Below are 24,667 nucleotides of genomic sequence, written 5' to 3'. Positions count from 1 at the left end.
TTCGCAGGTCGTCAGGGGTGCGGTGCCCGGGTGGGGGCACCGTGAGGGTACCGGTTCACCCGGCGTTGCGCGCGGTGGGGCGGGCGCGCCCCGAGGTCAGTTCCACTCGGAGTACTCGGCGTACGAGGTGAAGCCGGCGGTGTCGGCGAGCTGCTCGTCGGCGCCTTCCAGGTCCTCGGGGAGGAGACTCCAGACGATGAAGTCGGTGCGCACGTCGGTCCAGGTGCCGTCGTCGGTGCGCGAGTGGACTATGCACGCGTTGCGGAGCACGCCCTCGCTGATGCAGCCGATCTTCTGGGCGACCTGCTGGGAGGCGGTGTTGTCGGCGGCGGTGCGGATCTCGATGCGCTCGAACTTCTGGTCGCCGAGGACCCACTGGGCGGTGGCGAGGGAGGCCTCGGAGGCGTAGCCCTCGCCGCGCGCCCAGGGGGCGACGATGTACGACAACTCGGTGGAGCGGATGTGCCAGTTGGTCTTGGTGAGCTGGACGACACCGACGAGGCGCTGGGTGAGGAACTCGGTGACGGCGAGGTCCAGGCCACGGCCGGCGGCGCGTTCGGCGGGCGCGTACTGGCCGATCCAGTGCCGGGCGCCGGCTTCGGTGAAGGGCTGGGGGATGTCGGTCCAGGCGGCGATCTGCTCGTCGTTCATCATCTCGGCCAGGGCGGGCACGTCGTCCTCGTCGAGGGGGCGCAGCACCAACCGCTCCGTGCTGATGGAGACGTTGGGGAAGGTGCTAGTCATGCGCCGCTCCGTAAAGCTCGGGAAACCTGCGGGAACCCGCAGGGCCTGCTGAACTGCCCAGCATGCAGCATGAAAGCACTGAACCGCATCACGGGGTCCACACCTGGTGAGGGCGCGGACCCCGTGCGTGTCGGGTGAGTTGCCCGGGTGCGGGATCAGAAGGACGGAATGACCGAACCCTGGTACTTGTCCTCGATGAACTTCCTGACCGCGGGCGAGGTGAGGAGCTTGGCCAGCTTCTTCACGCGCGGGTCGTTCTCGTTGCCCTTCTTCACGGCGAGGAAGTTGCCGTAGGGGTTGTTCTTCGCGGACTCCAGGACGAGGGCGTCCTTGGCGGGCTTCAGGCCGGCGGAGATGGCGTAGTTGCCGTTGACGACGGCGGCGTCCACGTCGTCCAGGGAGCGCGCGGTCTGGGCGGCCTCGACCTCCTTGAAGGTGAGGTGCCGGGGGTTGGCGTCGATGTCCTGCGGGGTGGCCTCGGCGCCGGCGCCCTTCTTGAGGGTGATGAGCTTGTTGTCGGCGAGGAGCTTGAGCGCGCGGGCCTCGTTCACCGTGTCGTTGGGGACGGCGACGGTCGCGCCGCTCTTGAGGGCGTCGAGGCTCTTGACCTTGTGGGAGTACAGGCCGAGCGGCTCCAGGTGCACGGTGACGACAGGCACGATGTGGGTGCCGCGCTTGCTGTTGAAGTCGTCGAGGTACGGCTGGTTCTGGAAGTAGTTGGCGTCCACCGAGCCGTCCTCGGTCGCCGTGTTGGGCGTGACGTAGTCGGTGAACTCCTTGACCTCGAGGTCGAGGCCCGCCTTCTTCGCCAGGTTCTTCTTGACGAAGTTCAGGATGTCGGCGTGCGGGGTGGGGCTGGCGGCGACGACAAGCGGTCCGCTGTAGTCGTGTGAGGTGGAGTCCTTGCCGGAGCCGCAGGCGGTCAGCCCGGCGGTGAGGGCTCCGGCGGCGAGGACGGCGGCGGTGATCTTGGCGGTGTTACGCACGAAAAGTGCCTTTCCTTAAGGGTGGTGCGACCCCGTGTGGGTGACGGGGAGTTCTGGGGTGCGGGCCGGTCAGACGGCCTTGCCGACGTGGGCCGTGTCCGGCTCCTTGGCCTTGAGCAGCCGGAGCCTGGGCACGGGGCCGGTCCGCGCGCCCCGGCTGTGCAGGGCGCGGGCGGTGAGGTCGCCGGCGAACTGGACGAGGGAGATGACGACGGCGAGGATCGCGACGATCACCCACATCAGCTCGGTCTCGAAGCGCAGGTAGCCGTAGCGGACGGCGAGGTCGCCGAGGCCGCCGGCGCCGACGGTGCCGGCCATCGCCGAGTAGCCGATGAGGGCGACCAGGGTGGTGGTCGCGGAGGAGATCAGCGAGGGCAGGGCCTCGGGCACCAGGACCTTGCGGACGATGGTGAGGGTGCTCCCGCCCATCGACTGCACGGCCTCCACGAGCCCGCCGTCCACTTCCCGGACGGCGGTCTCGACGAGCCGGGCGAAGAAGGGGATGGCGCCGATGGCGAGCGGCACGATGGCGGCGTCACGGCCGATGCTCGTCCCGGTGACCCAGCGGGTGAAGGTCATCAGCGCGACCATGAGGATGATGAACGGCATCGAGCGGGTGATGTTCACGACCTGCCCGATGACCTTGTTCACCACGATGTTCTGCAACAGGCCGCCGCGCTCGGTGAGCACGAGCAGGATGCCGAGCGGCAGTCCGGCGAGGATGGCGACGACCGTGGACCAGCCGACCATGTAGAGGGTGTTCCAGCACTCGGGTTCCAGCAGCGCCCACATCTCGGACCAGCTCACTTGGCACCTTCCTTCACCAGCGCGGACTCCTGGCCCTCGGGGCCGACGACGTCGATCTGCAGGCCCTGTTCGCGCAGGAAGCCGACGGGCACCACGTTGTCCTCGTAGCGTCCGGGCAGTTCGATGCGCATCCGGCCGACCTGGAGGCCGCCGACGGTGTCGATCGCGGCGCCGAGAATCGATATGTCGATGTTGTAGGTGCGGGAGAGCTGGGAGATGACCGGCTGGGTCGCCGCCTCGCCGTGGAAGGTGATGTCGACGACGGTGCGGTCGGCGCCGGAGGCCTCGCCGCCCACCGGGAACAGCGCCCCGGCCAGTTCGGAGCCCGGCGTGGCCAGCAGTTCGCTGACCGTGCCGGACTCCACGATCCTGCCGTCGCGCATCAGCGCGGCCGAGTCGCACACCGACTTGACCACGTCCATCTCATGGGTGATGAGCAGGACGGTGAGGCCGAGCTGCCGGTTGAGGTCGCGCAGCAATTGGAGGACGGAGCGGGTGGTCTCGGGGTCGAGGGCGCTGGTGGCCTCGTCGGAGAGCAGCACCTTGGGGTCACCGGCGAGGGCGCGGGCGATGCCGACGCGCTGCTTCTGGCCGCCGGAGAGCTGGGCCGGATACGCCTTGGCCTGGCCGCCGAGGCCGACCAGGTCGAGCAGTTCCAGGGCCTTGCGGGAGCGTTCCCGCCCCGAGTGCCCGAGGATCTCCAGCGGCAGCTCGACGTTGTCCTGCACGGTCCGCGAGGACAGCAGGTTGAAGTGCTGGAAGACCATGCCGATCCGGCTGCGCGCCCGGCGCAGTTCCTTCCCGGCGCGCGGTCCGCGTCCGGTGAGGGAGGTGAGGTCCTGTCCGGCGACGGTCACGGTGCCGGAGGTGGGGCGTTCCAGCAGGTTGACGCAGCGGATGAGCGAGGACTTGCCGGCGCCGGACTGGCCGATGACGCCGTAGACCTCGCCCTCGCGGACGTGCAGGTCGACGCCGTCCAGGGCGGTGACCTCACGGCCGCGCGAGCGGTAGACCTTGGTCAGGCCCGAGGTGGTGATCACAGGATTTCCGTCACTGTCGAGTGCGCGGGCGTGGGTGTGCCCGGGCACGGGTGCGTTCTTTGGGTTCGTGGCGTTCATGGCGTGATGTCCGGGACGTGCCGCTTCTCGCCGCACGAGGGGACCGGCGGAGCCGGGAGGACATCGTGTGCGCGGCGGGGTTCCCCGGCCGGATCAGGCGGTATCGACCTGCATCAGGCGGTGGGGGCGGCGTAGGTCCGAGACGCCGCTGGGGCGGCGGGGACAGGCCACGGCTCTCGCTTCGGGGCGCGAGGCTCAGGGGTGGTGCGGGGGCCCTCTAGAAGGCGCACATTCGACACGTACAACGAGCACCGGGCGTCATGGTCGCCTCGGTCGCAGGGATGCGGCAGCTCGTCGTGGTCATGCGATCAGTAAAGCAGACGTACGGTCCTGACCCGGCGCTCCCGTCCGCATGCTGGACAGCGGCGGACACCCGTCAGGCGCGCGCGGAGATCTCCTCTCCCCCTTCAGTGACCAGTGCGGACAGGGCCGGCAGGTCGTGCGCCACCAGGTCGGCGCCCGGCTCCGTGGCCCGTTGGTTGTGGTCAACGCCACGGCGGGGTACGACGGGGGCGGCGGCGTCGGCCCATTTCGGCCGTAATAAGGTCACCGCATGCTCAATGCCCTGACGCTGGTGACCGGTGTCGCCGCGCTGCTGCTCGCCGCCTGGTGCGGCTGGGCGGCCTACCGTGACCAGCCGACGAAGGACTGGCACCTCATCGGCATGGCCGTGGTGTCCGTACTGGCCCTGGTCCAGCTCGGGGTCGGGATCGTGCAGCTGGCGCGGGGCGAGAAGCCGGATCAGGGCACCACGATCTTCGTGGCGTATCTGCTGGGCGCGTTCGCGTGTGTTCCGGCGGCGGGGTTCATGTCGCTGGCCGAGCGGACCCGGTGGGGTTCGGTGACGGCCGCCGCCGGCGGCGTGGTGCTGGCCGTGCTGGAAGTACGGCTCTTCGACATCTGGGGAGGCTGAGGTGACTGCGGTACCGGAGAAGCCGGCCCGTTTGATCAGCGGGCCGGGCATGCTGCTCGTCTGGTTCTACGGCGTGATGGTGGTCGGCGCCGTGTCGCGGTCCGCCTACCAGATCGGGACGGACTTCCAGCGGGCGCCGCTCGCCTACTCCCTGTCGGCCGTGGCCGGAGTCGTGTACGGGTTCATCACCTACACGCTGATCCGGGGCGGCGAGCGGGCGCGCCGGGCGGCACTGGTGTGCTGTGCCGCCGAACTGGCGGGAGTGCTGGTCGTGGGGACGTGGACGCTGGTGGAGCCGTCGGCGTTCCCGGACGCGACCGTGTGGTCGGACTACGGGATGGGGTACGTCTTCATTCCGGTGCTGTTGCCTTTGTCGGCGATGTATTGGCTGCGGAGGGCGCGTTCCGGGCGGGGTGACTGAGGAGCACTGGCGGGTGCGGGTGCGTTGTGGTTGTTCGCGCAGTTCCCCGCGCCCCTTTGGGGCGCCCCCGTGGGCCGTCCTCTTCGGGCCGTCGCCGCGTAGGTGCTCGACTGCTTCTCCAGCACGATCATTTCCACCCCGTCGGATCCCTTGGCGCGGCCCACCGTTTCGTAGCCGACTCGGCGGTAGAGGCGGAGGTTGCCCTCGCTGCGGTGGCCGGCGTGGAGGCGGAAGCGGGTGGCGCCGCGCTGGTCGGACAGGGCCGTCTCGACCGCGCGCAGCAGCCGGGCTCCGATACCGTGGCCCTGGAGGCGGGGGTGGACGCAGAGCCGCCCGATGGCGGCCGCGCCGTCCTCGGTGAGCCGGCCGCGCACGGAGCCGACGACCTCGTCACCGAGCCGGGCGACGAAGACACAGTCCGCGGCGACCTCCTGGCGGACCGAGTCGAGGGTCTGCACGAGCGGGGCGATGCGGTAGTTGCCGTACAGTGCGGCCTCGCTCTGGAAGCACAGGTACTGGAGCTTGAAGACCTGTTCCGCGTCCTGCTCGGTCGCCGCCGAGATGATCACGCTCATGCCCATGTGCGCACGCCTCCCGCTCACCTGATCACCTGTTGTCCCCCACTCCTATCCCCGCACTTCGGGCACCGCAACCTCCGGCGTGAGCAATCGTCGGAGACATCCCAGACATCTGGAGCGTTCCGGTCCGAGACTGCCCTGTGAGATACCCAACTCACCCGCGATCTCCCGGTAGGTCAGGTCCTTCGGTGAGAGCAGTGCCTCCATCAGGCGGGGGCAGCGGCCGGGGAGGCGGCGGACGGCGTCGCGCAGCGCCCGGTGCCGGGCGGCCGTGAGGACGATCTGCTCGGGGCCGGGCCGGGTGTCACGGGGCGGCTCGACGCCGTAGGGCCGTTCGACGCGGGTCGTACGACGGCTGCGGCGGGCCTCCGCACGTACGGCTTTGCGCAGCCAGCCCTCCGGGTCCCGGGGCGGCCCGTCGGACTCCAGCCGCTCCAGGAGGCGGAGCCAGACCGCCTGCTCCAGATCGCTCGGCTCGTCACCGGAGGCATATGCCTCGGCGGAGGCCTCGGCGGTGAGCAGGGGGCGCAGCGTGGCTACCAGGTCGGGCGTCATATGCGGAACGACGCGCCGCCCCGGCGGGGAGTTGCGGGACGGCGGCGAGACACCCCGAACGAGGGGCGTAGCGGGCAGGTGGTTGACGCGGGTGGGCCGGTTCAGCCGTCGAGGAAGTCGGCGCGGGCGAGTACGGCGGTGTCGGCGTTGTCGGTGAAGACGCCGTCGATGCCGGTGGCGAAGTAGGTCCGGAAGGCGCCGAACGCGTCTCCGTAGCCGTCGGGCGCGTCGCCCTTGCGGAACTCGGCGGGCAGGAAGGGGTTCTCGTCGCGCATCGTGTAAGGGTGCAGGATCAGGCCCGCCTCGTGCGCGTCGGCGACCAGCGTGGTCGGTGTGCCGAGGGTGCCGTCGGCCTTCTTGGGAATGACGAGGTCCAGGGTGGGTCCGATGCCCTGCGCGTAGCCGGCGATCTCCGTGAGGCCCTCGGGCGTGATGAGGTCGGCGACCGTGCGCGGGTCGCCCGAGACGACGAAGTCGTACGGGCGGCTGTCCGCGGAGGACAGCAGGACCACGAGCGGGTTGCCGACGAGCCGGTTCAGCCGCTGGATGCTGGTCGGCTCGAAGGACTGCAGGATGACGGGTGCGTGCCGGCCGTCCTTGCCGTGTCTGCGCAGGGTCTTCGCGACCCGCTCCTCCAGGCCGAGGCCGAGCGCCCGGAAGTAGGTGGGGTGCTTGGTCTCGGGGTAGATGATGACCTGTTTGCCCCGCTTGCGGGTCTGCTCGTCCTGCCACCTCAGCACCTCTTCGAAGGTGGGGATCTCCCAGCGCCCGTCGTAGAGGGTGTTGTGCGGTCGGTTGGCGGGGATGCGCTCGACCGCCCGGAGGGTCTTCAGTTCGGCGAGGGTGAAGTCCTCGGTGAACCAGCCGGTGGTGGGCACCCCGTCGAGGGTCTTGGTGGTCCTGCGGCCGGCGAACTCCGGGTGGTCGGCGACGTCCGTGGTGCCGCCGATCTCCGGCTCGTGCCGGCAGACGAGGTGCCCGTCCCGGGTGGGCACCAGGTCCCCGGCCTCCACCACGTCGGCCCCCAGGTCGAGGGCGAGTTCGTACGACCCGAAGGTGTGCTCGGGGCGGTAGCCGGCGGCCCCGCGGTGACCGATGACCGTCGGCACCGGCAGGCCTGCCGGCCCCCGGTCGCCGTGTCCGGCCGGCCGGGCCTGCGCCGCCCCCGCCGTTCCGGGCAGCCCGAGGACCGCCCCGCCCGCGCCGAGCACGGCGGCGCCGAGCAACGCCCGCCGTCCCGTGCCCCGCGCCGTTCCGTTCACCTGATCGTCCCTGTGCATGAGCGCCTCCTGCCTGCCGTCGGTGCGTCTCCGCGCGGCCGATCGTAGGGGCGTGGGCATGACGGGCGGGAGACCGCGTACCGAACACCCGGGTGACGCCGAGTGTCCGGTGAGCGGCGGGACCTGACGGCCCGTCGGCCTTGCTCGGCGCCGTCGCGGCGCGATGTCCGTCACACCGCCGGCCGGGGGGCCTCGGCGGGCGCGGGGGCGCCGCCGCAGGTAAACCCGTGTCAACAATGCGTAAGACATCGGTGAACCGGGCGTACCCGATGTGCGCTTCCCCGGGAGCCGCGAGTAATGTCCTCACCTGCACAGACACATATCGCTCACTCGACATCGGAGGACCCGTTGTCCCGCTTCGCGCTCATCAAGGCAGTGCTCGGACCGATCATGCGCCTGATGTTCCGCCCACAGGTGGAGGGCGCGAAGAACATCCCGGGTGACGGTCCCGTCATCCTGGCGGGCAACCATCTGACGTTCATCGACTCGATCATCCTGCCGATCGTCTGCGACCGTCAGGTCTTCTTCATCGGCAAGGACGAGTACGTCACCGGCAAGGGCCTCAAGGGCCGACTCATGGCCTGGTTCTTCACCGGCGTCGGCATGATCCCCGTGGACCGCGACGGCGGCCGGGGCGGGGTCGCCGCGCTGATGACCGGCCGGCGCGTGCTGGACGAGGGCAAGGTGTTCGGGATCTACCCCGAGGGCACGCGGTCCCCCGACGGCCGGCTGTACCGGGGCCGCACCGGCATCGCGCGGCTGACGCTGATGACGGGGGCGCCGGTGGTGCCGTTCGCCATGATCGGTACGGACAAGTTGCAGCCGGGGGGTGCGGGGATGCCGCGTCCCGGGAAGGTGACGGTGCGGTTCGGTGAGGCGATGGAGTTCTCTCGGTACGAGGGGATGGATCGGGACCGGTATGTGCTGAGGGCGGTCACCGATTCCGTGATGGCTGAGGTCATGCGGTTGTCCGGGCAGGAGTACGTGGACATGTATGCCACCAAGGCCAAGGCTGCGTAGCGCCGACGGCGGTTCGCTCGCGTTTCGGGTGCGGGTGCGTTGTGGCTTGTCGCGCCCACGCGGCGGAGCCGCAAATCGATACGGCCCCGCGCCCCTAGGACCTGTCCGGCGGATCTTCGTGGGCCCGCGACGCCTGGCACGCCCTGGCTGGGTCGCCTCACTCTGTGTCTTCCAGTTTCTGTTGCTTCAGTAGGAACCAGGCCGCCAGGGCCGTCGCCAGGAGTACTGCTGCTCCTGCTGCTGAGGCGAGTTGCAGGCCGTCGACGAATGAGGTGCGGGCTGCTTCCAGCATGTGCTGGGCGGGGGCGGTCGGCATGGTATTCGACGCCTCCACCGCCGCGCCCAGGGATTCGTGGGCCGCTTCGGGGGTGCCCGGGGGGCCGGGGAAGTCCCGGTAGACGCCTGTGACGATGGAGCCGAGCAGGGCGATGCCGAGGGCGGCGCCGAGTTCGTAGGCCGTTTCGGAGACCGCTGAGGCCGCGCCCGCCTGGTCCTTGGGGACGCTGGAGAGGATGACGTCGGCGGTGACGGTGAAGGAGAAGCCGGCGCCGATTCCGACGACGAGGAGGGCGGCCCCGAGGAGCGGGTAGCCCGTCGAGCGGTCCAGCGTGGTGAGGACGGCCAGGGCCAGGCCCACCGCGGCCAGGCCGCCGGAGACCACCGCGCGGACCGAGAAGCGGCGGGCCGCCCGGCCCGCGACCAGGCCGGCGGCCACGGCGCCGACGGCGGCGGGCAGTTCGGCCAGGCCCGCCTCGAAGGGGTGCCTGCCCTGGACGAGTTGCAGGTACTGGGAGAGGAAGAACACCAGGCCGGACATGCCCAGCACGGTCAGCAGGTCGGCGAGGACCGCCCCGCTGAAGCCACGGCTGCGGAACAGCCGCATGTCGAGCAGCGGGGTGGGCATGGTCAGCTGGCGGTGTACGAAGCCGTACAGGGCCGCCGCTCCCAGCAGGCCCACGGCGAGGCCGGGCAGGGCGAACCCGCGGGTCGCCGCCTCCTTGACCGCGTAGACCACGGCGATCATGCCGACCAGGGACAGCAGCACGCTGGTCAGGTCCCAGGGGCCCGGGTCGGGGTTTCTGGACTCGGGGAGCGTGCGGACGCCGACGAGGACCAGGACCGCCATCACCGGCAGGTTGATCAGGAAGACCGACCCCCACCAGAAGTGCTCCAGCAGGAAGCCGCCCGCGATCGGGCCGACGGCGGTGCCGGCGGACGCGGTGGCGCCCCAGATGCCGACGGCGAGACTGCGCTCGCGCGGGTCGTGGAAGATATTGCGGATCAGGGCGAGGGTGGCGGGCATCAGGGTCGCGCCGGCGATGCCGAGCAGCGCCCGCGCCGCGATCATCAGTTCGGGTGTCGTCGCGTAGGCGTTGAGGACCGATATCGCGCCGAACGCCGTGGCGCCGACGAGCAGGATCCGCTTGCGGCCGATGCGGTCGCCGAGGCTGCCCATGGAGACGAGCAGCCCGGCGATGACGAAGGAGTAGACGTCGCCGATCCACAGCAGCTGCGTGCCGGTGGGGCGCAGGTCCTCGCTGATGTACGGGGTCGCCAGGCCGAGGACGGTCGCGTCGACGGCCACCAGCAGCACGGCCAGGACGAGGACGGACAGCGCGAGCCAGCGGCCCGGTCGCTTCTCCGTCTCGACCGTGCCGGCCGGCTGCAGGGTGCTGGTCATGGTTCCTCTCTCCGTAGTGCGCCGCCGAGCAGCAGCTCGACGATCATGTGGTGGAAGTCGTTGGGGGCGACCTTGCCGCTCTGTACGACCCAGGCGGCCGAGGCCATCAGTCCGAACAGGGCCTCCGTCAGCCAGGGGGGCGTGAGGTCGATGCGGAACTCGCCGCCCTCCTGGCCGCGCCGGAACAGCGCGGCGATGCGGGCGTCGAGGCGGGCCCAGCCCGCGTGCTGCCCGTCGCCCTCGAACAGCTGGTTCTCGGTGTAGAGGAAGGACAGCAGTCCGGCGGCCGGTTCCAGTTCCCGCACCAGCCGCCGTACGGCCTCGCCCGCGGGCCCCTCGTCGAGGCGGGCCGCTTCCAGTGCCGCCTCGCACTCCGCGATGCCGAGCGCCTCCAGGGCGCGGACGAGCGCGTCGCGCCCGGCGAAGTGCCGGTGCAGCGTGGCCCGGCTGATGCCGGCGGCCCTGGCGACCTCGTCCATGGTCGCGGTGGACTTGCGGGTCAGCAGGGCCGCGGCGCTGCGCAGCACGTGGTCACGGTCGACGGCCATGAGACAAGGGTAGCGCATGTGAGACATTCTTGTCTCATTATGGGCGTGCGCGTCTCATGGGAGGGTGTTCGCGGTGTCCTTCAGTGCCAGGGCAGCTGTGCGCGCCGCTCCCAGTAGACGTGCGGGTCCTCCGCGAGGCCGGCGAGGCGCTCCAGATGGCCGTCGTCGAGGTCCACGGCGGGTGCGTGGAGGTTGGAGGTGAGCTGGGTGACGGTCGCGGCGCCGGAGAGGACCACGCCCGACCACGGCCGGCGCAGGACGAGGGCGAGGGCTACGGCGTCGCAGCCGAGGGAGGTCTCGTCGGCCACGGCCTTCAGGGCGTCCGGGGCGTGCGGTGCCGCGAGCCGGCCGTTGGCCATGCCCTCCTTGACGATGACGGTGAGCCCGGCGTCGTGCGCCTCGGCGAGGGCGGGACCCGCCGAGGTCTCCAGGGCGTTGTAGGTCGACTGGACCGTACGGAAGAGGGGCTCGCCGTCGACGGTCACGGCGAGGGCCGCGCGGATCGCGTCCGCCTGGGCGGGGCCGCTGGTGGAGAAGCCGATCGTCAGGCCCCCGGCGGCGGCCTCGGCGAGCCGCGCGTGCAGTTCCGTGTCGGTGAGGGCCGGGCTGTCCGGGGTCACCGAGTGGATCTGGTAGAGGTCGAGCCGGTCGCCGAGCAGCTCGTCGGTCTCGGCGCGCTGGCGCTCGTAGGTGGCGAGGCCGTGGTCCTTGACCTCGTGCGTCTCGGCGTCCGCCGACCAGCCGGCGGTGTAGGTGTAGCCCCACTTGCTGCCGACGACCACGTCGTCGAGGCCGGGGCGGGCTGCCAGCCAGTCGGCGAGGAACTCCTCCGAACGGCCGTAGGAACGGGCGACGTCGACATAGCGGACGCCTTGGGCGTAGGCGGCGTCGAGGAGTTCATGGGTACGGGTGCGGAGCGCGTCCGCGCTGCGGTTCGCTCCGAGGTCCTCGTCCCGGCCCAGCGTGATGTAGCCGGGGCGGCCGACTGCGGCGAGGCCCAGGCCCAGGTGGCAGGTGGGGGTTGTCGCTGTCGCCAGGCGGGCGAAGGGCATCGCGGGCTCCGTTCGGTCGGGGGTCCGGTACGGATTCGGTTCGACCAACGTAAGCCCACGATGCTCTTTGGCTGCGCCTGAGGGGGCGGTTCGTGCGGTGCCGTTCGCGCTTGCGGCACCGTCGTGGCTTGTCGCGCCCACGCGGCGGAGCCGCACATCGAGACAGCCCCGCGCCCCTTTGGGGCGCGCACAGGCGGACGTCGAATCAGTTCTGTTTCTTGGCGTTGGCCCAGGTGTGCTGGGTCGCCACGTTCTGCTTCAGTTCCGTGAGCTGGATCGCCACCGCGCTCGGGGCCGTGCCGCCCCGGCCGTTGCGGGAGGCCAGGGCGCCGGGGACGTTGAGGACGGTGCGGACCTCGGGGGTGAGGTGAGGGGAGATCTTGGCGAACTGTTCGTCGGTGAGGTCGTCCAGTTCCTTGCCGTCGGCCTCGGCGACCTTCACGCACTCGCCGGCGACCTCGTGCGCCACCCGGAACGGCACGCCCTGCTTGACCAGCCACTCGGCGATGTCGGTGGCGAGGGAGAAGCCGGCCGGGGCCAGTTCCTCCATGCGCTCGCGGTTCACCGTGAGGGTGGCCATCATGCCGGTGAAGGCCGGGAGGAGGACCTCCAGCTGGTCGCAGGAGTCGAAGACCGGCTCCTTGTCCTCCTGGAGGTCGCGGTTGTAGGCGAGGGGCAGGGCCTTCAGGGTCGCCAGGAGGCCGGTGAGGTTGCCGATCAGGCGGCCGGACTTGCCCCGGGCCAGCTCGGCGATGTCCGGGTTCTTCTTCTGCGGCATGATCGACGAGCCCGTGGAGAACGCGTCGTGCAAGGTCACGAAGGAGAACTCCTTCGTGTTCCAGATGATGACCTCCTCGGCGATCCGGGAGAGGTTCACGCCGATCATCGCGGTGATGAAGGCGAACTCGGCCACGAAGTCCCGGGAGGCCGTGCCGTCGATGGAGTTTCCGGCGCTGCCGTGCTCGAAGCCGAGGTCCTTCGCCACCGCCTCCGGGTCCAGGCCGAGGGAGGAGCCCGCGAGGGCGCCCGAGCCGTACGGCGACACCGCCGTGCGCTCGTCCCACTGGCGCAGCCGCTCCGCGTCCCGGGACAGCGACTGGACGTGCGCCAGCACGTGGTGGGCGAACAGGACCGGCTGGGCGTGCTGGAGGTGGGTGCGGCCGGGCATGGCCACGTCCGGGTGGGCCTCGGCCAGGCCGACCAGCGCGTCCTGGAGCTCGGCGATCAGGCCGCCGATGATCCGGGCGTGGTCGCGCAGGTACATCCGGAAGAGGGTGGCCACCTGGTCGTTGCGGGACCGGCCGGCGCGCAGTTTGCCACCGAGGTCGGGACCGAGCCGCTCCAGCAGACCGCGCTCCAGGGCGGTGTGGACGTCCTCGTCGGCGATGGTGCCCACGAACGAGCCGTCGGCGACGTCGGCCTCCAGCTGGTCGAGTCCGGCCAGCATCCGGGTCAGCTCGTCGTCCGTGAGGAGCCCCGCCTTGTGCAGCACGCGCGCATGGGCACGGGAACCGGCGATGTCGTACGGCGCCAGTCGCCAGTCGAAGTGGACGGACGCGGACAGCTTCGCCAGGGCCTCGGCGGGACCGTCGGCGAAACGGCCGCCCCAGAGCCGTACGTCACCGCTGTTGCTGCTCACTGACCTGCGCTCCTCAAGAAAGGTGATGTATGGCGCCCCTGAAAGGGGCGCGGGGAACGGTGCGACCAGCCACATACGACCCGCACCGTTCCACCGCCCCCAACGGAACTCTCAGGCGAGATCCCGCTTCGCGGCGATCTTCGACGACAGGCTGTAGATGTCGATGAACCCCTTGGCCGCCGCCTGGTCGAACGTGTCGCCCGTGTCGTACGTGGCCAGGTTGAAGTCGTACAGCGACGACTCCGAGCGCCGGCCGGTGACGACCGCGCGGCCGCCGTGCAGGGTCATCCGGATGTCGCCGGAGACGTGCTGGTTGGCCTCGTTGATGAAGCCGTCCAAGGCACGCTTGAGCGGGGAGAACCACTGGCCGTCGTAGACCAGCTCGCCCCAGCGCTGCTCGACCTGCCGCTTGTAGCGGGCCAGCTCGCGCTCGACGGTGACGTTCTCCAGCTCCTGGTGGGCGGTGATCAGGGCGATCGCGCCGGGGGCCTCGTAGACCTCGCGGGACTTGATGCCGACGAGGCGGTCCTCGACCATGTCGATCCGGCCGATGCCCTGGCCGCCGGCCCGCTCGTTGAGCTGCTGGATCGCCTGGAGCACGCTGACGGGCTTGCCGTCGATGGCGACCGGGACGCCTTCCTTGAACGTGATGACGACCTCGTCGGCCTCACGCGGGGTGGCCGGGTTGGAGGTGTACTCGTAGATGTCCTCGATCGGGGCGTTCCAGATGTCCTCCAGGAAGCCCGTCTCGACGGCGCGCCCGAAGACGTTCTGGTCGATGGAGTACGGGGACTTCTTGGTGGTGGCGATCGGGAGCTGCTTGGCCTCGCAGAAGGCGATCGCCTTGTCCCGGGTCATCGCGTAGTCGCGGACGGGGGCGATGCACTTCAGGTCGGGGGCGAGGGCGACGATGCCGGCCTCGAAGCGGACCTGGTCGTTACCCTTGCCGGTGCAGCCGTGGGCGACCGTGGTGGCGCCGTGCTTCTGGGCGGCGGCGACGAGGTGCTTGACGATCGTCGGCCGGGAGAGGGCGGAGACCAGCGGGTAGCGGTCCATGTACAGGGCGTTGGCCTTGATCGCCGGGAGGCAGTACTCGTCGGCGAACTCGTCCTTGGCGTCGGCGACCTCGGCCTCGACGGCGCCGCACGCGAGGGCGCGCTTGCGGATGACGTCCAGGTCCTCGCCGCCCTGGCCGACGTCGACCGCAACGGCGATGACCTCGGCGCCCGTCTCCTCGGCGATCCAGCCGATGGCGACGGAGGTGTCCAGACCGCCTGAGTAGGCGAGTACGACGCGCTCGGTCACGGGTTTCTCCTCACAGTGCATTCGCTGACATGCATGAGTATGCAGAACTCCGCATGATTCGTCAATCGGGGCGCGCCCGGGAGTCTCCCGCCCGAGATTTACTTAGACAGCCGAAAGATCTCCGTCGATAATCACCTGTCATGGGAAAGACCTATGAGCGCATAGACGGCAGGCTCCGGACGTTCATCGAGGAGCAGCCCCTCTTCTTCACCGCGACCGCTCCGCTGTCCGGCGACGGCACGGTCAACCTCTCCCCCAAGGGCCTGAGGGGCTCATTCGCCGTCCTCGACGAACTCACCGTCGCCTACCTCGACTTCGCCGGCTCCAACGCCGAGACGATCGCGCACCTGCGGGAGAACGGGCGGATCACCCTCATGTGGTGCGCCTTCCAGGGGCCGCCGAACATCGTGCGCGTCCACGGCCGGGGCGAGCCGGTCTTCCGCGACGACCCGCGCTTCCCGGAGCTGCTGGGCCACTTCCCGGACATCGACACCGGCACGCACGGACTGCGCGCGGTCGTCGTGGTGCGCGCCGAACTGGTGCGGGACACCTGCGGCTACGCGGTGCCCTTCATGGCGTACGAGGAGGACCGCGACCTGCACGGCAAGCGGTTCGCGCGGGAGGACGACACCTCGCTGAACGCCTACTTCGAGAAGAAGGAGCACGTCGCGACGAGCCTGGATGGCCTACCCGGGCTGCCGTTGCCCCTGCCGCCCTCTAGCGTCTGAGCCATGCGCCCCGGTCTCGCCCTCGCCCTCGTCTCCGCGTCCGTCGTCTGCGTGCTCGGTGCGGCGCCGCGGGCGGAGCAGCCACTGCCGGCGCGGCTGGCGGACACCGGGGGCGGGACCCAGCTGATCGTCGCCCGGGCCCCGCGAACCGAGTCGACGTCGGGCACGGTCAGCTGGTGGGACCTGCGGGACGGCCGGTGGGTACGCGCCGGATCGGCGCCGGCGCGGTTCGGGGCCAACGGGCTGGTCGAGGGCACGTCACGCAAGCAGGGCACGAACACCACGCCGACCGGGCTCTACGACATTCCGTTCGGCTTCGGCATCGAGGCACCGCCGAGCGGTACGACCGTCGAGTACCGGCCGGTGCTGGAGAGTTCGTGGTGGTGCGAGGACACCGCCTCCCGCGCGTACAACCGCTGGGTCGATCCGCTGCCGGCGGACTGCCGGGGCGCCGAGTCCGAGCACCTGGTGTCCTACCGGCCGCAGTACTCGTACGGGCTCGTCATCGGGTTCAACTACGAGCGGCCCGTGCGGGGGCGGGGGGCCGGAATCTTTCTGCACGTCAACGGGCGAGGGGCGACGGCGGGGTGTGTGTCGGTACCGTCCGACGACATGCGGCGGATCCTGCGGTGGGCCGAGCCCTCTCGCTCGCCGCACATCGTCATCGGTACGGCCGACGGAGTCACAGCGGTCACGCGGTATTGAGCCTCGGTGCGCCCACGCGGCGGAGCCGCACATTGCCGCAGCCTCGCTCTTCGGGCGGCCTGGCACCAGCCGGGCACGCCGCCACCCGCACCGGCCACGACCCCGACCGCGGCGCCGGCCGAGCGGTTGCGCGCGCGGGAGCAGCCCGCGTCCGCCTGCCGGGACCGCCGTCGGACGGCCGAGCTCGACCGACTGCCGCTGGAGGACGCGGTCCGGGCGTGCCAGGACGGGCCGGAGACGGAGGAGGTGCGCAGGCTGCTCGTGCTGCGGGATGTGGAGCCCGACTCCGGCATCCCCGGTTACGACACCTACCGGGTGCACCCTGAGCATCCCTCTCACGCCCACCCGGACATCGCCGCACTGTTCGCGGGCCCAGGTGGATGACCGACGCGGCGCGCGTCACGGTTCCTCCGCTCCGCCCCGGTCCGACTGCTCGATCCGGTCGTCGACTGGTAGATCGGGCAGCGGGCGGGCGTCTTCGCGCTCGACGGCCGCCTGGTGGAGGCGCAGCACGCGGTAGCCGCCGATCTGTTCGGGCTCCCGGCCGGTGAAGTGGGCGAGCACGGTGCCCTCGGGTGCTCGTAGGGTGCGGCGAGTGCCCGACTCGCGGTCGTCGCCCGTTCCCGACTCCCACCTCTCGGCGGTGACGGTGATGTGCGCCCAGCGGACCGCGCGCATCGAGTCGCGGTCGGCGATCACGAAGCCGTCCTCGAAGCAGTAGAGGTGCGTCATCGGGCCGCCCTCGCGTCGCTCGAACCGGGGCCAGCAGGTGAGGCCGGCCAGGCCCAGGCCCATGACCAGGCACAGGGTCGTGACCAGACCGTCGGGCCAGCGGTGAACACCGCTGACCAGCTCGTAGCTCGCCGTCCCTACGAAGAGCACGCCCAGCATCATGAAGAACGCGTCGCCGCCCGCGGATCGCGGGACCGCGAGTCCCCGGTACCCGCCCAGCCCGTCGGCCGCCCCCATCGCCAGCGCCGCCTCGCGTTTGTTCACGCAGCCCTCCCCGCACGCGTGCCCGCCCCCACGGCCCCGCCGCGGGTCCCGCCTCCTCCAGGGAGACGCTGCGGAGCCCGTCCGGGTTCCTGGGCGAGGCAGCGCACGGGCTTCCCGCGTGCGCCGCTCAACTGCCCACCAACGTCACCGGTATTGCCCCTAGGTGCGTTCACCGGCCGGAAGTCCGACAGTGAACGTGGTCGCCCCCGGGCTGCTCGCCAGCCCCACGGTTCCCCCGTGTGCCTCCGCCACCGCGGAGACGATCGACAGGCCCAGGCCCGCTCCGCCGCCCGGGGCGTGGGGGCGGCGACGGTGTTCCGCGCGGGTGAAGCGTTCGAAGACGTGGGGCCGGATGTCGTCCGGGACGCCGGGACCGTCGTCGTGCACCAGGAGCCGAGCCCCGTCCGGGCCGGAGTCCAGGGTCACCGATACCTTGGTGCCCACGGGTGTGTGCAGACGGGCGTTGGCCAACAGGTTGGCCAGCATCTGCTGGAGGCGGTGGGCGTCGCCGGTGACGGTGACCGGTTCCTCGGGGAGGTCCAGGGTCCAGCCGTGCTCGGGGCCCGCCGCACGCGCGTCCGTGACCGCGTCCAGCACCAGGCGGGTGAGGTCGACCGGCAGGGACTCCAGCGGGCGGCCGGCGTCCAGGCGGGCCAGCAGGAGCAGGTCGTCGACCATCTCCCCCATCCGGGACGACTCGGCCGTGATCCGCTCCAGCGCCCGTGTCACCTCCGGCGGCACCGGCCCCGGATGCAGGAGGGCCAGTTCGGCGTGGCCGCGCACGGAGGCGACCGGGGTGCGCAGCTCGTGGCTGGCGTCGGCGGCGAACCGGCGCAGCCTCTCCTCGCTGGCGTGGCGCTTGGTCAGGGCGCCCTCGACGTGGCCGAGCATGCGGTTGACGGCGGCGGCCACCCGTCCCACCTCGCCGTGCGGGTCGGACTCGGGCACCCGCGCGGGCAGCGCGACCTCGCCGCTGGCGAGCGGGAGTTCGCTGACCCGGGTGGCGGTGGCGGCGACCCGGCTGAGCGGGCGGAGCGACCAGCGGACCCAGCCGGCGCCGGCCACGCCGGCCACCACCAGGGCGAGGCCGAAGACGATCCCGGCCACCAGTTCCAGCCGGTGGACGGCGGCCTGCACGGACTCCAGGGGGAGGCCGACGATCAGGACGTCGCCGTCCCGGCCGGGTGAAGCGAGGACCCGGTAGTCGTCGAGGGCGGAGAGGTCGACCGTGTGCGGTCGGCTGTCGGCCGGCACGGCGGCGAGGCGCTCGCGGTCGGCGGCGGTGAGGTTCACGCCGAGGTCGGCGGACGGATCACCGGAGCGGATCAGGCCCTTGTTGGTGATGACGCCGTGCACCAGGCGTGCGCCGAAGGTGCCGGTGGCCTGGCGGCGGGTGTCGCCGTACTCGTCGCCGTCGTGGTCGTCCGGGACCAGGCCCTGGTGTTCCAGGCTCTCCGGGAACCGGGTGCCGACCTGGACGAGCTGTTCGTCCAGGCGCTGGGTGAGGAAGCCGTTCAGCTCCACGACCGCGGCCAGGCCGACGGCGGCGCAGCTCACGGCGAGCAGCACCACCAGGCCGACGGTGAGGCGGGCGCGCAGGGTGCGGGGGCGGGGCAGGTGCCGTACGGAGCGCATCAGGCCGCCGGCTTCAGGACGTAGCCGGCGCCGCGCACCGTGTGGATCATGGGTTCGCGGCCGGCGTCGACCTTCTTGCGCAGGTAGGAGATGTACAGCTCGACGACATGTGCCCGGCCGCCGAAGTCGTACGACCAGACGCGGTCGAGGATCTGGGCCTTGCTCAGGACGCGGCGGGGGTTGCGCATGAGGAAGCGCAGGAGTTCGAACTCGGTCGGGGAGAGTTCGATCAGCTCGCCGGAGCGGGTCACCTCGCGCGCCTCCTCGTCCATGACCAGGTCGCCGACGGCCATCCGCGGCCCCTCCTCCGCCTGGCGGGCCATGCCGGCGCGGCGCAGGAGGCCGCGCAGCCGGGCGACGACCTCCTCGAGGCTGAAGGGTTTGGTCACGTAGTCGTCGCCGCCCGCGGTGATGCCGGCGATGCGGTCCTCGACCGCGTCCCGGGCGGTGAGGAAGAGCACACAGACGCCGGGCCGCACCTCGTGCAGCCGGCGCAGCACGGTGAAGCCGTCGGTGTCGGGGAGCATCACGTCCAGGACGACGGCGTCGGGCAGCAGCTCGCGCGCGGTGGCGACCGCCGAGGCGCCGTCGCCGGCCCCGCGCACCTCCCAGCCCTCGTAGCGCAGGGCCCCGGTGAGCACCTCGGCGAGGTCGGGGTCGTCGTCGACGACGAGGACGCGGAGCGGGGTGCCGTCGGGGCGGGTGAGGGCCGGGCGGCCGGAGCAGGTCGTGTTCATCGCGTTGCCAGCATCGCCCCTGCGGGGTGGCGGGGGCCGCCGGGGCCCCTTCTGAGTTTGTTGTGAATGTGCTCCGGACGGGTCCGCTGAGAGGTTCCTCAGAGCTACGCGCCGCACAGTGGCAGGGCCGACGGACGAAGGGAACGACGACTGATGACCACCGTGGACGCGAGGCGGGCGGCCCCGCCGCTGCCCCCGGCCGTACGGCGTTCCCCGGCGGGGCCGGTGCTGGCGCTGCTGTGGGCGGGGGCGGCGGGCGTGGTCGCGCTGTGGTGGGCGGACACCGGGTCCGTGGTGGGTACGGCGGGCGTGCTGACCGGTGCCGGCCGGATCGCCGGGCTGCTGTGCGGCTACGCGTGCGCGGTGCTGGTCGCCCTGATGGCGCGGGTGCCGCTGCTGGAGAACCGGGTGGGTTCGGACCGGGTGGCCCGCTGGCACGCGATGGCCGGCCGGTACACGGTCTGTCTGCTCGTGGCGCACATCACGCTGATCCTGTCCGGGTACGCGGCGCAGGACGGTGCCTCGCTGTGGCACGAGACGGTGACCGTCGTCCTGGACTACCCGGACATGCTCAAGGCCACCGCCGGCACGCTGATCCTCTTCGCGGTCGGCATCACCTCGGCGCGCGCGGTGCGCCGCCGTACCCGTCACGAGTTCTGGTACTACGTCCACCTGCTGACGTACGCGGCGGTGTTCCTGGCCTTCTTCCACCAACTGACCCTGGGGGACGAGTTCAACGGCGAGCCGGTGGCGACCGCCGTATGGTACGCCCTGTACCTGGGGGCCGCGGCCGTGGTGCTGTGGTTCCGGGTGCTGGCGCCCATCCGGCTGAACCGACGGCACCGGCTGCGCGTGGAGTCGGTGCACCGGGAGGCGCCGGGTGTGTACTCCGTCGTCGTGCGGGGGCGGCACCTGGACGCGCTGGGTGCGCGGCCCGGGCAGTTCTTCCGCTGGCGGTTCCTCGGCGAGGGGATGCGCTGGACGTCGACGCCGTACTCGCTGTCGGCGCCGGCGCGCCCGGACCTGCTGCGGATCACCGTCAAGGCGCTCGGCGACCACAGCGCGGCCGTGCCGCTCCTGCGGCCCGGTACCCGAGTGTGGGCGGAGGGGCCGTACGGCTCCCTGACCGCGGACCGGATATCGAGTCACCGCACGCTGCTGATCGCCGCCGGGGTGGGCATCACCCCGCTGCGGGCCCTGTTCGAGACGTTGCCCGGCGAGGTCACCCTGCTGTACCGGGCGCGGAACGCGGAGGACCTGGCGCTGGGCGGCGAGCTGGAGGCGATCGCCCGTTGGCGCGGCGCGCAGGTGCGGTACGCGCTCAACGGCCCGCAGGGGCAGCGACCGCCCCTGACGGCCGAGTCGCTGCGTTCGGCCTTCCCCGGGCTGTCCGGCCACGACGTCTACGTCTGCGGCCCGCACGGCTTCGCCCAGGAGGTGTACGGGGCGCTGCGGGCGGCGGGGGTGCCGGACCGCCGTATCCACCACGAGTCGTTCGAGCTGTGAGGGCGCCGCGAGTCATGACCGTCCTCATCATGAGTGTCCTGCGAGAGGTGCGAGGCCCGCTGTGCACGCGTTGAACAAGAACCGTCCCTTCCGCCGCATCGTGCTGGCCAGCGCGGCCACCGTCTCCGGGATGGTGCTGCTGCTGTCGCTGAAGCCGCACACGACACCGACGGTGGTGACGGCGAACGCCAAGTCGCCTTCCTCCTCGAGCAGTTCGTCGGGCGGTTCGTCCGCCGGCGGGAGCGACGCGCCCGCCGCCGCCTCGGGGACGAAGACCGCCACCGGCGAGACGGTCCAGACCCGCTGGGGACCGGTCCGGGTGCGGGTGACCCTCACGGACGGGCGGCTCACCGACGTCACGGCCGTCAGCTACCCGGAGGACAACCCGCGCGACCAGGAGATCAACAGCTACGCCCTGCCCCAGCTGCGGCGCGAGGCGCTGGCGGCGCAGAGCGCGCGGATCGACACGGTGTCCGGGGCGACCTACACCAGCGACGGTTACCGCCTCTCGCTCCAGTCCGCGCTGGACTCGGCGGGCGTCTGAACACGGAGCGGGGCCGGTGCGTATCAGTGGGCCATGGGTCAAGTCCCCACGGAGGAACCGTGACCACCACGCTCGCGGGCGGACGTGCCGCCCGACGACAGACGATGCGCCGCATCCGCCCGCGCCGCTCCCCGGCCGTCCCGCTGCTGATCGCCGTATGGGCGGGCGCGGCGGCCGTGCTGTGGCTCTGGTGGCAGAACACGCCGTCCATCGCGGACGGCAACGGGAGAATCCTCAACGCGGGCCGGATCACCGGCCTGCTGGCGGGCTATCTGATGGCCCTGGTCGTGCTCCAGATGGCGCGCGTGCCCGCCCTGGAGCGGCGCGTCGGCTCCGACCGGGTGGCCCGCTGGCACGCGATGAGCGGCCGGTACACCCTGTGCCTGGTCCTCGCGCACGTCTTCCTCATCATGTGGGGGTACGCGCTCCAGGCCGGCAAGTCGCTCGGCGACATCGTCGGGCAGACCGTCGACTCCGTCGAACAGCTGCCGGACATGGGCAAGGCCGCGATCGGCACGGGCCTGCTGGTGGTGATCGGGCTGACCTCGGTCGGCGTGGTCCGCCGCCGACTGCCCTACGACGGCTGGTACCACGTGCACCTGATGACGTACGCGGCGGTGTTCCTGACGTTCTGGCACCAGATCAGCACGGGCAACGACTTCGCGCTGACCCCGGTCGCGAAGACCTTCTGGTACGGCCTCTACGGCTCGGTCACGGCGCTGGTCGTGTGGTACCGGATCCTCACCCCGGTCCGGCTGAACCTGCGTCACCGGATGCGGGTGGAGGCCGTCGTCGAGGAGACGCCGGGCATCGTGTCGGTGCTGATCGGCGGGAGGAGGCTGCACCGGATGGGCGCGGAGGCGGGCCAGTTCTTCCGCTGGCGGTTCCTCTCCCCCGGCATGCGGTTCAGCTCGCACCCGTACTCGCTGTCGGCGGCGCCCCGCCCTGACATGCTGCGGATCACGGTGAAGGCGATCGGCGACCACAGCGCCCGGCTGCGGGAGCTGGAGCCGGGCACCCGGGTGTGGGCGGAGGGGCCGTACGGGGCGCTGACCGCGCGGCGCCGCAGCCGCGGCAAGGTGCTGCTGGTCGCGGGCGGGGTCGGCATCACACCCATGCGGGCGCTGTTCGAGACGCTGCCCGGGGCGGCCGGTGACATCACGCTGCTGTACCGGGCCAACACCACGCAGGACCTGGCCCTGTGGGACGAGCTGGCGGCGATCGCCGAGGAGCGGGGCGCCCGGCTGATGTACGCGGTGAACAGCCCGGAGGGCGAGCGGCCGGACATCTCCGCGGAGAGCCTGGAGCGGAAGATCCCGGACATCGACCGGCACGACGCCTTCCTGTGCGGGCCGCCCGGCTTCGCGCAGTCGGTGTACGAGGCACTGCGCGGCGCGGGGGTTCCCGCCCGCCGCATCCATCACGAGTCGTTCGAGATGTGAGCGACGGACGAACGGGAGCTTGGGAAAGATGAGGAAGAGCCACCCCCTCCGGCGCGTCGTGCTGGCCGGCGCCGCCACCGTGTCCGGGGTCGTGCTGCTGCTGTCGCTGAAGCCCGCGGGCAACGCGGCCCCGGCGACGGCGGCCGGCGGGGCGCCGCAGCGGCAGGCGGCCGGGCAGGAGTCACCGCAGGGCGGAGCCCAGGGCGGGGTACGGCCCGGCGGCACCGGGACGGTGACGGGGGACGCGACGCAGACCCAGTACGGGACCGTGCAGGTGCGGCTCACCGTCAGCGACGGGAAGATCACCGAGGCGGAGGCGGTGCAGGCGCCCAAGGGCGGGGTCAGCGACCAGAAGACCGCGCTCGCCGTGCCGAAGCTCAACCAGGAGGCGGTGGCGGCCCAGAGCGCGCGGATCGACGCGGTGTCCGGGGCGACGTACACGAGTGACGGGTACAAGAAGTCGCTGCAGTCGGCGCTGGACAAGGTGAAGCCGGCTGCGTCCGGGTCCGGCGCGAGCTCCCCTTCAGGGTCAGGTTCCACGTCCGGTTCGGGTTCAGGTTCGGCTTCCGGGTCCGGGTCCGGGTCCGGGTCCGGGTCAGCCTCCGGCTCCGCGCAGGGCCGTACCGTCACCGGGAAGGCCGTGCGGACCGACTACGGGACCGTGCAGGTCCGGATCACGGTCAGCGGGGGAAGGATCGTCAGGGCGGAGGCACTCCAGGCGCCCAAGGGCGGGGTCAGCGACCAGAAGACCGCGCTCGCCGTGCCGAAGCTCAACCTGGAGGCGGTGACGACGGGGTCCGCGGACATCGACGCCGTGTCCGGGGCCACCTACACGAGCGAGGGGTACAAGAAGTCGCTGCAGTCGGCGCTGGACCAGGCCGGTGGCTGACCCGGTGGCGGGGCAGGCCGGCACTCCCGCCACGGTGCGGCACGCGGAGGAGGTCATGGGCACCGTCTTCTCCTTCGACGTCCGCGGCGGGGAACCGGGTGCCGTACGGGCCGCGCTGCGGGAGGCGGTCGCGGGCCTGCACCGGGCCGACGCGCTGTTCAGCACCTACCGGCCGGACAGCGAGGTGTCCCGGCTGGTCCGGGGCGAACTGGCTCTGGGCGACTGCGCTCCCGACGTCACCGAGGTGCTGGAGCTGGCAGCCGAGGCGGAGCGGCTGAGCGAGGGCTGGTTCAGCACCCGGTACCAGGGCTCGCTGGACCCGACCGGCATCGTGAAGGGCTGGTCCGCAGAGCGCGCCGCGCGGGCGCTGGCCGAGGTCGACGGTGTGTGCGGGGTCAGCGTCAACGGCGGCGGGGACGTGCAGATGCTGGGTGCGCCGGAACCGCAGCGGCCGTGGCGGGTCGGGGTGGCCGATCCGCTCCGGCCGGGCGGGCTGGCGGCGGTGATCTCGGCCGCCGGGGTGGCCGAGTTGTCGGTGGCGACGTCGGGCACGGCGGAGCGCGGGGACCACATCGTCGACCCGCGCACCGGCCGCTCGGCGGTCACGGACCTGGTCTCGGTCACCGTGGTGGGCCCCCGCCTGACCTTCGTGGACTGCTGGGCCACGGCCGCCTTCGCGATGGGCTCGCGGACCGGCCTCGCCTGGCTGGAGTCCCTGCCCGACGTGGAGGCCCTGCTGATCACGGCGGGCGACGAGGTCCGCTGCACCGCGGGACTGGCCGACCGGCTGGGCTGAACAACCGAAAACGCGGACACCGCCCTCACCTGCGCCTTGTGA

At 71.6% G+C, this 24,667-nt stretch carries 25 protein-coding genes and 1 pseudogene; 11 read left to right on the top strand and 15 right to left on the bottom strand.

All coding sequences use genetic code 11. The annotated features are described in order from the left end of the window. Positions 1 to 96: 96 nt before the first annotated feature. The 4 genes from ABZ854_RS25425 to ABZ854_RS25410 all read right to left on the bottom strand — a co-directional run bounded on the left by ABZ854_RS25425 (position 97) and on the right by ABZ854_RS25410 (position 3,577). Positions 97 to 744 carry a GNAT family N-acetyltransferase gene (locus ABZ854_RS25425; RefSeq protein ID WP_361214732.1) on the bottom strand — a complete coding sequence of 216 codons (648 nt, stop codon included), beginning with the start codon at positions 742 to 744 and terminating at the stop codon, positions 97 to 99. Positions 745 to 899: 155 nt separating this feature from the next. Further along, on the bottom strand, positions 900 to 1,730 hold the full coding sequence (locus tag ABZ854_RS25420) for a MetQ/NlpA family ABC transporter substrate-binding protein (protein ID WP_361214730.1): 831 nt from the start codon (positions 1,728 to 1,730) through the stop codon (positions 900 to 902). 69 nt (positions 1,731 to 1,799) lie between these two features. Beyond that, complete coding sequence (locus ABZ854_RS25415; protein ID WP_361214728.1) at positions 1,800 to 2,537, bottom strand: methionine ABC transporter permease; 738 nt, start codon at positions 2,535 to 2,537, stop codon at positions 1,800 to 1,802. Continuing rightward, positions 2,534 to 3,577, bottom strand: coding sequence for an ATP-binding cassette domain-containing protein (locus ABZ854_RS25410; RefSeq protein WP_361214726.1), 1,044 nt, complete (start codon positions 3,575 to 3,577; stop codon positions 2,534 to 2,536). Before ABZ854_RS25410 ends, ABZ854_RS25415 begins: the two co-directional genes overlap by 4 nt. Positions 3,578 to 4,208: 631 nt before the next feature. Between ABZ854_RS25410 and ABZ854_RS25405 the strand changes: the two genes are divergently transcribed. Beyond that, the gene (locus ABZ854_RS25405) at positions 4,209 to 4,568 is read left to right on the top strand and encodes a hypothetical protein (protein WP_361214724.1); all 360 of its coding nucleotides are present in this window, start codon (positions 4,209 to 4,211) and stop codon (positions 4,566 to 4,568) included. Position 4,569: 1 nt separating this feature from the next. After that, complete coding sequence (locus tag ABZ854_RS25400; RefSeq protein ID WP_361214722.1) at positions 4,570 to 4,989, top strand: hypothetical protein; 420 nt, start codon at positions 4,570 to 4,572, stop codon at positions 4,987 to 4,989. An 86-nt stretch (positions 4,990 to 5,075) separates the two neighbouring features. Here ABZ854_RS25400 and ABZ854_RS25395 read toward each other — a convergent pair. The 3 genes and pseudogenes from ABZ854_RS25395 to ABZ854_RS25385 form a co-directional block, all read right to left on the bottom strand. Beyond that, positions 5,076 to 5,570 (bottom strand): annotated as a pseudogene (locus ABZ854_RS25395) (GNAT family N-acetyltransferase); the annotation flags it as partial. A 45-nt stretch (positions 5,571 to 5,615) separates the two neighbouring features. Beyond that, entirely contained in the window at positions 5,616 to 6,122 is a 507-nt protein-coding gene (locus ABZ854_RS25390) for a sigma-70 family RNA polymerase sigma factor (protein WP_361214720.1), read from the bottom strand. Between the two features lie 101 nt (positions 6,123 to 6,223). Next, on the bottom strand, positions 6,224 to 7,402 hold the full coding sequence (locus tag ABZ854_RS25385; protein ID WP_361214718.1) for a glycerophosphodiester phosphodiesterase: 1,179 nt from the start codon (positions 7,400 to 7,402) through the stop codon (positions 6,224 to 6,226). Positions 7,403 to 7,699: 297 nt separating this feature from the next. Here ABZ854_RS25385 and ABZ854_RS25380 point away from each other — a divergent pair, with 297 nt between their 5' ends. Next, positions 7,700 to 8,422: a lysophospholipid acyltransferase family protein gene (locus tag ABZ854_RS25380; RefSeq protein ID WP_361214716.1), complete on the top strand. Its 723-nt coding sequence runs from the start codon at positions 7,700 to 7,702 to the stop codon at positions 8,420 to 8,422. A gap of 157 nt (positions 8,423 to 8,579) precedes the next feature. Here the strand turns inward: ABZ854_RS25380 and ABZ854_RS25375 are convergent, their stop codons facing one another. The 5 genes from ABZ854_RS25375 to ABZ854_RS25355 form a co-directional block, all read right to left on the bottom strand. Next, positions 8,580 to 10,103 (bottom strand): MFS transporter, encoded by a 1,524-nt coding sequence (locus tag ABZ854_RS25375; protein ID WP_361214714.1) that lies wholly within the window; start codon positions 10,101 to 10,103, stop codon positions 8,580 to 8,582. Next, positions 10,100 to 10,651, bottom strand: a complete 552-nt coding sequence (locus tag ABZ854_RS25370) for a helix-turn-helix domain-containing protein (protein ID WP_361214712.1) — start codon at positions 10,649 to 10,651, stop codon at positions 10,100 to 10,102. The genes ABZ854_RS25375 and ABZ854_RS25370 overlap by 4 nt, the downstream gene beginning before the upstream one ends. Positions 10,652 to 10,731: 80 nt before the next feature. Then, positions 10,732 to 11,703 (bottom strand): aldo/keto reductase, encoded by a 972-nt coding sequence (locus tag ABZ854_RS25365; protein ID WP_361214710.1) that lies wholly within the window; start codon positions 11,701 to 11,703, stop codon positions 10,732 to 10,734. A gap of 205 nt (positions 11,704 to 11,908) precedes the next feature. After that, a complete protein-coding gene (gene argH, locus ABZ854_RS25360) occupies positions 11,909 to 13,342 on the bottom strand; it encodes an argininosuccinate lyase (protein ID WP_361214708.1) in 1,434 nt (477 codons plus the stop codon). Positions 13,343 to 13,453: 111 nt separating this feature from the next. Continuing rightward, positions 13,454 to 14,647 (bottom strand): argininosuccinate synthase, encoded by a 1,194-nt coding sequence (locus ABZ854_RS25355; protein WP_361214706.1) that lies wholly within the window; start codon positions 14,645 to 14,647, stop codon positions 13,454 to 13,456. 140 nt (positions 14,648 to 14,787) lie between these two features. Between ABZ854_RS25355 and ABZ854_RS25350 the strand changes: the two genes are divergently transcribed. From ABZ854_RS25350 to ABZ854_RS25340, 3 genes are read left to right on the top strand one after another with little or no spacing between them, the layout of a single operon-like run. After that, on the top strand, positions 14,788 to 15,375 hold the full coding sequence (locus ABZ854_RS25350) for a pyridoxamine 5'-phosphate oxidase family protein (RefSeq protein ID WP_361214704.1): 588 nt from the start codon (positions 14,788 to 14,790) through the stop codon (positions 15,373 to 15,375). A gap of 3 nt (positions 15,376 to 15,378) precedes the next feature. After that, entirely contained in the window at positions 15,379 to 16,080 is a 702-nt protein-coding gene (locus tag ABZ854_RS25345; protein ID WP_361214702.1) for a L,D-transpeptidase family protein, read from the top strand. A gap of 6 nt (positions 16,081 to 16,086) precedes the next feature. Beyond that, positions 16,087 to 16,464: a hypothetical protein gene (locus ABZ854_RS25340; protein WP_361214700.1), complete on the top strand. Its 378-nt coding sequence runs from the start codon at positions 16,087 to 16,089 to the stop codon at positions 16,462 to 16,464. A 15-nt stretch (positions 16,465 to 16,479) separates the two neighbouring features. Here ABZ854_RS25340 and ABZ854_RS25335 read toward each other — a convergent pair whose 3' ends face one another. The 3 genes from ABZ854_RS25335 to ABZ854_RS25325 form a co-directional block, all read right to left on the bottom strand. Next, a complete protein-coding gene (locus tag ABZ854_RS25335; RefSeq protein ID WP_361214698.1) occupies positions 16,480 to 17,076 on the bottom strand; it encodes a hypothetical protein in 597 nt (198 codons plus the stop codon). Positions 17,077 to 17,235: 159 nt separating this feature from the next. Then, positions 17,236 to 18,711, bottom strand: coding sequence for a HAMP domain-containing sensor histidine kinase (locus ABZ854_RS25330; protein ID WP_361214696.1), 1,476 nt, complete (start codon positions 18,709 to 18,711; stop codon positions 17,236 to 17,238). Beyond that, positions 18,711 to 19,448: a response regulator transcription factor gene (locus tag ABZ854_RS25325; RefSeq protein WP_361214694.1), complete on the bottom strand. Its 738-nt coding sequence runs from the start codon at positions 19,446 to 19,448 to the stop codon at positions 18,711 to 18,713. Before ABZ854_RS25325 ends, ABZ854_RS25330 begins: the two co-directional genes overlap by 1 nt. A 153-nt stretch (positions 19,449 to 19,601) precedes the next feature. On the opposite strand from ABZ854_RS25325, the gene ABZ854_RS25320 reads away from it, so the two are divergent. From ABZ854_RS25320 to ABZ854_RS25300, 5 genes are all read left to right on the top strand, one after another. After that, on the top strand, positions 19,602 to 20,954 hold the full coding sequence (locus ABZ854_RS25320; protein WP_361214692.1) for a ferredoxin reductase family protein: 1,353 nt from the start codon (positions 19,602 to 19,604) through the stop codon (positions 20,952 to 20,954). A 61-nt stretch (positions 20,955 to 21,015) separates the two neighbouring features. Next, positions 21,016 to 21,498, top strand: a complete 483-nt coding sequence (locus tag ABZ854_RS25315; protein ID WP_361214690.1) for an FMN-binding protein — start codon at positions 21,016 to 21,018, stop codon at positions 21,496 to 21,498. Between the two features lie 59 nt (positions 21,499 to 21,557). Next, positions 21,558 to 22,940, top strand: coding sequence for a ferredoxin reductase family protein (locus ABZ854_RS25310; RefSeq protein WP_361214688.1), 1,383 nt, complete (start codon positions 21,558 to 21,560; stop codon positions 22,938 to 22,940). Between the two features lie 28 nt (positions 22,941 to 22,968). Next, on the top strand, positions 22,969 to 23,829 hold the full coding sequence (locus tag ABZ854_RS25305) for an FMN-binding protein (RefSeq protein WP_361214686.1): 861 nt from the start codon (positions 22,969 to 22,971) through the stop codon (positions 23,827 to 23,829). After that, entirely contained in the window at positions 23,822 to 24,625 is an 804-nt protein-coding gene (locus tag ABZ854_RS25300) for an FAD:protein FMN transferase (RefSeq protein WP_361214684.1), read from the top strand. Before ABZ854_RS25305 ends, ABZ854_RS25300 begins: the two co-directional genes overlap by 8 nt. The last annotated feature ends 42 nt before the right edge of the window (positions 24,626 to 24,667 follow it).

Source organism: Streptomyces sp. NPDC047028, assembly GCF_040644095.1.
Taxonomy (GTDB): Bacteria; Actinomycetota; Actinomycetes; order Streptomycetales; family Streptomycetaceae; genus Streptomyces.
This window is presented reverse-complemented; position numbering and strand designations above follow the sequence as displayed.

Bases quoted from the DNA above. Each gene is read 5' to 3' on its own strand.
- ABZ854_RS25425 (WP_361214732.1), bottom strand. From the start codon at position 744: ATGACTAGCACCTTCCCCAACGTCTCCATCAGCACGGAGCGGTTGGTG.
- ABZ854_RS25405 (WP_361214724.1), top strand. From the start codon at position 4,209: ATGCTCAATGCCCTGACGCTGGTGACCGGTGTCGCCGCGCTGCTGCTC.
- ABZ854_RS25390 (WP_361214720.1), bottom strand. From the start codon at position 6,122: ATGACGCCCGACCTGGTAGCCACGCTGCGCCCCCTGCTCACCGCCGAG.
- ABZ854_RS25385 (WP_361214718.1), bottom strand. From the start codon at position 7,402: ATGCACAGGGACGATCAGGTGAACGGAACGGCGCGGGGCACGGGACGG.
- ABZ854_RS25380 (WP_361214716.1), top strand. From the start codon at position 7,700: ATGTCCTCACCTGCACAGACACATATCGCTCACTCGACATCGGAGGAC.
- ABZ854_RS25375 (WP_361214714.1), bottom strand. From the start codon at position 10,103: ATGACCAGCACCCTGCAGCCGGCCGGCACGGTCGAGACGGAGAAGCGA.
- ABZ854_RS25370 (WP_361214712.1), bottom strand. From the start codon at position 10,651: ATGGCCGTCGACCGTGACCACGTGCTGCGCAGCGCCGCGGCCCTGCTG.
- ABZ854_RS25365 (WP_361214710.1), bottom strand. From the start codon at position 11,703: ATGCCCTTCGCCCGCCTGGCGACAGCGACAACCCCCACCTGCCACCTG.
- ABZ854_RS25350 (WP_361214704.1), top strand. From the start codon at position 14,788: ATGGGAAAGACCTATGAGCGCATAGACGGCAGGCTCCGGACGTTCATC.
- ABZ854_RS25345 (WP_361214702.1), top strand. From the start codon at position 15,379: ATGCGCCCCGGTCTCGCCCTCGCCCTCGTCTCCGCGTCCGTCGTCTGC.
- ABZ854_RS25330 (WP_361214696.1), bottom strand. From the start codon at position 18,711: ATGCGCTCCGTACGGCACCTGCCCCGCCCCCGCACCCTGCGCGCCCGC.
- ABZ854_RS25325 (WP_361214694.1), bottom strand. From the start codon at position 19,448: ATGAACACGACCTGCTCCGGCCGCCCGGCCCTCACCCGCCCCGACGGC.
- ABZ854_RS25320 (WP_361214692.1), top strand. From the start codon at position 19,602: ATGACCACCGTGGACGCGAGGCGGGCGGCCCCGCCGCTGCCCCCGGCC.
- ABZ854_RS25305 (WP_361214686.1), top strand. From the start codon at position 22,969: ATGAGGAAGAGCCACCCCCTCCGGCGCGTCGTGCTGGCCGGCGCCGCC.